This window comes from Rhodoferax sp. (assembly GCF_025354435.1).
GTDB lineage: Bacteria > Pseudomonadota > Gammaproteobacteria > Burkholderiales > Burkholderiaceae_C > Rhodoferax_B.
Window position 1 is genome coordinate 1 of sequence record NZ_JANXMU010000075.1, and the last position, 7,022, is coordinate 7,022.

Consider the following 7,022-nt stretch of genomic DNA (forward strand, 5'->3'; position numbering starts at 1 on the left):
GTTTGCGGTGCTGGGCGAATCCCGCTTCTTGGTCGGCGGCCAGGGCCAGGGTGTGTTGCTTCATCTTTGTCGCCTTGTGAGGGATGACAATACCAATGCAAGTCACGCGCCAGGTCGGGACTTATTCAGCGTTGCCTTAAGGGATAAATCTACCTCTGGTGCTGATGTGACCTTCGTAAGTAGCTCTATAAACCATAGCAAACCCCACTGGCTGTGGGGCATATTTGGGCTATGCCCAATGCGGACAACAAGCGGGGGTGGTAGGGTAAGGGGAACCCACGGCCCGTTCGCGGGCTCCACCAGGTAGCCATCGCAATTGGGCGACCCTGGCAGCATCGGCGCTCTGCCCCTATCCACCTACAAGGAGACTCTATGCAGATCCAGTTCAACACCGACCACAACATCGAAGGCCACGAAGGCCTGGCGGCCCACGTGACCGGGGTGGTACAGCACGCGCTGGCGCGGCTCAGCCCGCACATCACCCGCGTCGAAGTGCACCTGAGCGACGAAAACAGCGACAAAAACGGCCACCATGACAAGCGCTGCATGCTGGAAGCCCGCCTGGAAGGCCGCCCGCCCGTGGCCGTGACCCACCATGCCGACACCTTGCACAAGGCGGTCGATGGTGCAGCCGAAAAACTCACCCGCAAGATCGACGACCTGCTGCACAAGCTGCACGACCAAAAGACCCGCGGCGACGCGCTGGTCTTGCCGGAGTAAAAACTTAGGCAGGTGACAGGTTCACTGTCACCTGCATGTTCTGGATCTCCAGCGGCGCACTGCCATAGTCGGAGATAAACGCCACATCCGCCGCGTCCCGCCCGTAGGCCAGCACGATGCGCCCGCCGCGCGGCTGGGCCTGGGTGGTATCGAAGGTGTACCAGCGGCCGCCCACAAACACCTCGAACCAGGCGTGCAAGTCCATCGGGTCCAGCCCGTACAGGTAGCCCACGACGATGCGCGCGGGCAGGCGCAGGCTGCGGCACAGGGCGATACCCACATGCGCAAAGTCGCGGCACACGCCCGCGCCCTGCGACAGCGTGTCCAGCGCATCGGTGGTGGCTGTGCTCACGCCGTACTGGTAGGTGAGGTTAGTGTGGATCCAGGCGCGGATGGCTTCGGCCTGGTCGTAGCCGGGCAGCGCATTGCCCACGATGCCCAGCGCCCGTTCGGCCATCTTGTCCGACGGGCAGTAGCGGCTTTGCAGCAGGTACAGCAGCACGTTGTCGGGCAGCAGTTGCGTGGGGGTGGGGGCGGCCTGCGGGGCGGTGGCAATGTTGGCATCCACCTCGGCCGTGACCGACAAGGCCATGTGCGATAGGCCGGGCTGCAGCACCATGCGTTGGCACAGGTTGCCGTAGACATCGGTGTAGTCGTAGCGCGGCACCCAGGGTTGCACGTCAAAATTTTCCTGCAGGATGTGCTGGGCCTCGCCGTGGCAGGCCCGCAGCATGGCGACCAGGGGGCAGTCAGCGGTGTTGTGGACCGACAGGGTGCAGGTGGCAGTGAGTTGCATGTGCGGGGCTCCCGAAAAAATACGGCTAGCTTAGACCTGCAGGTGTGACAGGAATGTAGGAGAAGGGCGCTTTATTGTGAGGATGTAAGGTCGTGCGCCCAGGCCGGCTCCAGGCCGTGGTGCAGGGCGGCGCGCAGCACTTCGGCAAAGCGCCGCAGCTTGGCCGGGTAGAACTGCGCGTAGGGGTAGAGCAATACCATCGGCAGCGGGGCGGCATGCCATTCGGGCAGCAGGTGCACCAGCGTGCCGTTGGCTACGTCGTCGGCCACCGCCCAGGCAGAGGCGACGCACACGCCCAGGCCCATCAGCGCGGCATTGCGCATGGCAAACAGGCTGTCGGTGCTGATGCGTGGCTGCAGCGCCAGGCGGTGTTGCGCGCCGCTGCAGTGCTGCAGGGTGATTTCGTTGCGGTAAAAGGTGCGCAGGGCTAGCCAAGGCAGCGTGGCCAGACCCTCTGCATGCGTGGGTCGGGGGCCGTCGCCCAGCAGGCTGGGGGCGGCCACTACGATGCGCGGAATCTCGGCCAGCTTGACCGACACCACGGCCGGGTCGTCCACCGCGCCCACGTGGATGGCGCAGTCGATGCCATCGGCAATGAAGTTGGGCGTGCCGTCGTGCAGCAGCCATTCCACCGCCACCCGGGGGTAGCGGCGCAGGTATTCGGCCAGCGGGGTGATAAGCTGCTGTTGGCCAAAGGCGTGCGGCGCCATGATCCGCAGCGTGCCCTCGGGCACATCGTGGCTGCCGCGCAGGTCGGCCTTGAACGCATCCCAGCGGCCCAGCAGTTCTTTGGCGCGGTCGAAGCAGCGGCTGCCGTCCTCGGTGAGCTGCATGGCATGGGTAGAGCGCTGCAGCAGCTTGATGCCCAGCGAGCGCTCCAGCGCCTGCAAGCGGCGGCTCACCGTGGGCTGGGTCGCGCCCATTTGCAGCGCCGCGGCCGACAGGCTGCCCGCCTCGACGATGCGTACAAAGGTTTGCATCAGTTCGATGCGGTCAGGCGTGGTCAATTGCACACCCCCAGGCTACAGCGCAAGCGCTTTTCGCCAACCCCCTTGCAGGGGGCAACACCAGCAGCCTGGCGAAGCCAGTTCTGCGGTGTTTCTGGTGGGCGTGCGTTCTGGCTGAACGTTGGGTTGCGGTTCTTAGTCATGTGTCTAGCGTATAGGCATTGTGCCTAGCGTGGGTGTTCCCTGTGCAGTGGGATTCAAGGACACTCGCGGCATTCGACAATTTGAGGGTTTTCACCATGTCTTCTACCGTTATGACGCATAACCAGCCCACGGTCTTACCTGGCGCACTGGTGCTGCTGCTCGCCGCAGGTGCGGGCCTGGCCGCCGCCGCGCTGTATTACAGCCAGCCCATGCTGGGCGTGCTGGCGGGCGAGTTCCAGGCATCGCCGGGGGCCATCGGCCTGGTGCCGACGCTGACGCAACTCGGCTACGCGCTGGGCCTGATCCTGCTGGCCCCGCTGGGGGACCGGTTTGACCGCCGCCGCATCATCCTGGGCAAGGCCGCTATTTTGTGCATCGCGCTGCTGACGGCGGCGGCGGCACCGTCGATCGGCGTGCTGCTGGCGGCCAGCCTGGCGATTGGTATCTCGGCCACGCTGGCGCAAGACATCGTGCCCGCCGCCGCTACGCTGGCCCCGGAGGCCAGCCGCGGCAAGACCGTGGGCACGGTGATGACCGGGCTGCTGCTGGGCATTTTGCTGTCGCGCGTGGTGTCGGGCTTTGTGGCTGAGCACGCGGGCTGGCGCAGCATGTTTGTGGTGGCGGCGCTCAGCATCGCCTTGCTGGGCGTGGCCGTGTGGCGCGGCCTGCCGCGCTTTGTGCCGACCACGCAAATGCCGTATCTGGCGCTGATGGCCAGCCTGGGCACGCTGCTGCAGCGCCACGCCGGTTTGCGCCGCGCCGCCCTGGCCCAGGGCCTGCTCAGCGTGGCCTTCAGCGCGTTCTGGTCCACGCTGGCGGTGATGCTGCATGCCGCGCCCTTCCACCTGGGCAGCGCCGCCGCCGGGGCGTTTGGCCTAGCGGGGGCTGCCGGTGCGCTGGCCGCGCCGCTGGCCGGCAAGGTGGCCGACCGCCGCGGCCCCGAGGTGGTGACGCGCATGGGCGCGGCACTGGTGGTGGCCGCGTTCATCGCCATGGCCATCGGCGGCATGGACGGCGGTGGCCCGCTGTGGCTGATTGCCGTCGGTGCGGTGGTGTTCGACCTGGGCGTGCAGGCCAGCTTGATCGCCCACCAAACCATCGTCTACAGCCTGGAGCCCGCCGCCCGCAGCCGTCTGAACGCGGTGTTGATGGGCAGCATGTTCATCGGCATGGCCAGCGGTGCCTGGCTGGGCAGCCAAGCCTTGGCGCAATGGGGCTGGCCGGGCGTGTGCGGCCTGGCAGCGCTGGCGGGTGGGGTGGCACTGGCGGTGCGACTATGGCCGAAAAGTCAGGCATAAAATAGGCTGCCAGCGCAGGTTCTGCCTGCGCGAGCAGCTATATTTTTAAAAGCACTCCTCCTTTTTATATGTCCTCACTGCCCACCACCCACTGGCCGCGCGTCATCACCCTGTGGCTGTGCGGCGTGCTGGCGGCGATGCAGTTTTCCAAGGTGTCTTTTGCCTTCCAGGCCCTTCAGGCCACTTACGGGGCCACGCCTGCGGCCATGGGCTGGATTTTGTCCACCGTGGGCATGGTCGGGCTGGTGTTGGGCGTGACCATGGGCTTGTGTGCTCCGGCCATCGGCTACCGGCGGTTGCTGCTGGTGGGCATGGGGCTGGGGGCGGTGCTGGCCTTGGTGCAGTCGCTGGTGCCGCCATTTCCGCTGCTGTGGCTGACGCGGCTGTTCGAAGGCGTGTCGCAGCTGGCGGTGGTGGTGGCCGCGCCCACGCTGATCATGCAGCACAGCGCGCCGCAGCACCGCTCCATCGCCATGGGGCTGTGGAGCACCTTTGTCGGGGTGGCGTTTGCGCTCACCGCGGCGGGCGGCGGTTGGGTGCTGGCGCACTTCCAGCTCAGCGGCTTGCTGGTGGTGCATGCGGTAGGCATGGCGCTGATGGGGGCCGCGGTGCTGTGGCTGCTGCCCCGCGACAGTGCCGCCACCCAGGCCTGGCCGGCGCTGGCCAGCCTGCCGCAATTGCATGCGCGCATTTACAGCCAGTGGGCCACGGCGCTGCCGGGCGGCTGCTTTTTCTTCTATACCGCCACCGCCATCGCCTTGCTGACCTTTATCCCGCAGCAGGCCGGGGCCGACCGCGCCTGGCTGGCGGTGGCGCTGCCACTGCTCAGCATCGGCGGCAACTTTCTGGCGGGCTGGTTGGCCCAATCGGTACTGCGCCCCTCCACGCTGGTGCCGCTGGCGTTTGCGGGCGTGGCCGCTGCCGGGCTGGCGCTGGGGCTGTGCCTGTGGCAGGGCATCGCGATTGCGCCGGTGGCCTTGCTGTTGATGGCGCTGGTGGGCCTGGCGGGCGGGGCCGCGTTTGCGCTGGTACCGTATTTAAGCGACGCGCCGCCGGTGCAGGCCCGCGCCACCGGGGCGGTGGCGCAAATGGGCAACCTGGGCTCCACGATTGGCCCGCCGGTGTTTGCCTACGCCATTGCCAGCATGGGCCCGCTGGGCCTGGTGCTGCCGCTGCTGGTGTGGGCGCTGGTCGGTTTAAGCTTGGCCACCTGGGGCATCCGCCAGCACCAGCGGCAGACTCCATAACCTCTTCACACACACCACCATGCTGCAACTCCACTACGCCCCCAGCACCGCCGCCATGGCCCCGCACATCCTGCTGGAAGAAATTGGCGTGCCGTATGAACGGCTGCTGGTCGACACCAGCGCAGGCGCGCACAAGGCCCCGGCCTACCTGGCACTCAACCCCAACGGCCTGGTCCCGGTGCTGACCGACGGCGACCTGGTGCTGTTCGAGTCCGCCGCCATCTGCCTGCACCTGTGCGACAGCCACCCCGCCGCAGCCCTGGCCCCGGCAGTCGGCACGCTGGAGCGCGCCCATTTCTACAAATGGCTGGTGTGGATGACCAACACCCTGCAAAGCACGCTGATCGCCTATTTCTACCCGCACCGCTGGGTGAAACCCGGCAACACCGCCGGTGCCGCCGAGGTAAAAACCCAGGCCGAACTGCGGGTCGGCGGCCTGCTGGCGCAACTGGATGCCGAGCTGGCCCGCCACGGCGGCCCCTGGCTGCTGGGCCCCACCTATTCCGCGCTGGACGCGTACGCGCTGATGCTGTGCCGCTGGACCCGCAACTTCGCCAGCGCCCCGGCGCGCACCTACCCGTACCTGGGGCCGTACCTGCAGGCGATGCTGGCGCGCCCGGCGGTGCAGCGGGTGTTTGCCACGGAAGGGTTAGCGCAGCCGTGGGTTTGATTCTGTAGGTAAAAAGTGCTGCTAGCGCTTATGGAATGGGCGTGAGCAGCTACGGAAATGAGGGTGTTGCGTGTAGCCCTCTTTTGAAGGAGCAATGCCGCCGCGTGGGGTGTGGCGAAGCTTCGGCGGGCTATAGTGGTTCGGCGCTTTGTTTGCGGAGTTTGTCGGGGTTTTTAACCCTGTATAAAAACCGGATCACCCTACGAAAAATAAGTCTGCAAGCCACTTTCAGGAGATTTCGATGGATGATTTAAACCTCAATCGCCGATGTAAACCGCAGGGTTTGCGGTGTGCATCACGTTGGGCGTCGTAAGCTATGCAGCATTCTGAACAGACACACATTGAACTCGCAAAGGCCCGAGCTGCAATTGACACCATGCGCAATTCGAAAGCTCTGGACGAATTTGAAGAGAACTGGAAAGAGTTTCTTAGACGCTTGGAGCGCATTTGGAACAAGGCGTTGAATCACTTCGGAAATAGTCCGAAATGGCGTGGCTGGAAGGGCAAGTTTGAAGGCCTTAGAAAGACCGACCCGTTACTCGCGTACCTCGTGAACGCGCGTGGTGCGGATGAACACACAGTCAATGAAATTGTTGGGCGGGAGCCAGGGGGCATCGGAATCAATTCTGCCGACGGGAACGGTCTTTACATCGAGCACATGGAAATCAAAAATGGGCATATTTCAATTAAGTCGCCGCAGACGATAAGAGTCGATTTTCTTCCCGCCAGAACTACGCTCTTGCCAGTGGTTAATCGTGGTCGCACTTACCCTATTCCAACAACTCACTTGGGCAGTCCTGTCGATCCCATGAACGTCGTTTCAGTGGCAGAGGCTGGAGCGCAGTTCTACCAACAGTTTCTAGCGCAAGCTGAAGAGTTCTTTGTCAAGTGAGCTTTATCCGCTAAAACGCCGCCTAACCCATCATTCCACCGGACCTGTGCGAAGAGCCGCGCAGACCGGTGAATTCAGACGTGATGTGTGCACCCAGCACAGCGTAGCCACCATCTCCAGATAAAAAGTGCCGCTAGCGCTGATGAAATAGGCGGGCACAGCTCCTAAAACAATAGCTACTGTGTTTTTACACAGCCTTCGGCTATAGTCGCTGCATGGCCAAAGACAAAACCATCTACACCTGCAAT

7 protein-coding genes are annotated in these 7,022 nt (G+C 64.4%); 5 read left to right on the forward strand and 2 right to left on the reverse strand.

The genetic code is table 11. The annotated features are described in order from the left end of the window. Positions 1 to 372: 372 nt before the first annotated feature. Positions 373 to 720, forward strand: a complete 348-nt coding sequence (locus tag Q0T48_RS19055; RefSeq protein WP_295959684.1) for an HPF/RaiA family ribosome-associated protein — start codon at positions 373 to 375, stop codon at positions 718 to 720. A gap of 4 nt (positions 721 to 724) precedes the next feature. On the opposite strand, the gene Q0T48_RS19060 is transcribed toward Q0T48_RS19055, so the two are convergent. Continuing rightward, positions 725 to 1,516 carry a transglutaminase family protein gene (locus Q0T48_RS19060; RefSeq protein ID WP_295959687.1) on the reverse strand — a complete coding sequence of 264 codons (792 nt, stop codon included), beginning with the start codon at positions 1,514 to 1,516 and terminating at the stop codon, positions 725 to 727. A 71-nt stretch (positions 1,517 to 1,587) separates the two neighbouring features. Continuing rightward, positions 1,588 to 2,496: a LysR family transcriptional regulator gene (locus Q0T48_RS19065; RefSeq protein WP_295959699.1), complete on the reverse strand. Its 909-nt coding sequence runs from the start codon at positions 2,494 to 2,496 to the stop codon at positions 1,588 to 1,590. Positions 2,497 to 2,762: 266 nt separating this feature from the next. Here Q0T48_RS19065 and Q0T48_RS19070 point away from each other — a divergent pair, with 266 nt between their 5' ends. The 4 genes from Q0T48_RS19070 (at position 2,763) to Q0T48_RS19085 (ending at position 6,774) form a co-directional block, all read left to right on the forward strand. Continuing rightward, positions 2,763 to 3,965, forward strand: a complete 1,203-nt coding sequence (locus Q0T48_RS19070; RefSeq protein ID WP_295959690.1) for an MFS transporter — start codon at positions 2,763 to 2,765, stop codon at positions 3,963 to 3,965. A gap of 68 nt (positions 3,966 to 4,033) precedes the next feature. Further along, complete coding sequence (locus tag Q0T48_RS19075; protein WP_295959691.1) at positions 4,034 to 5,212, forward strand: MFS transporter; 1,179 nt, start codon at positions 4,034 to 4,036, stop codon at positions 5,210 to 5,212. 19 nt (positions 5,213 to 5,231) lie between these two features. Continuing rightward, positions 5,232 to 5,882: a glutathione S-transferase family protein gene (locus Q0T48_RS19080; RefSeq protein WP_295959693.1), complete on the forward strand. Its 651-nt coding sequence runs from the start codon at positions 5,232 to 5,234 to the stop codon at positions 5,880 to 5,882. Positions 5,883 to 6,198: 316 nt separating this feature from the next. Continuing rightward, positions 6,199 to 6,774: a hypothetical protein gene (locus Q0T48_RS19085; RefSeq protein WP_295959696.1), complete on the forward strand. Its 576-nt coding sequence runs from the start codon at positions 6,199 to 6,201 to the stop codon at positions 6,772 to 6,774. Positions 6,775 to 7,022 lie beyond the last annotated feature (248 nt).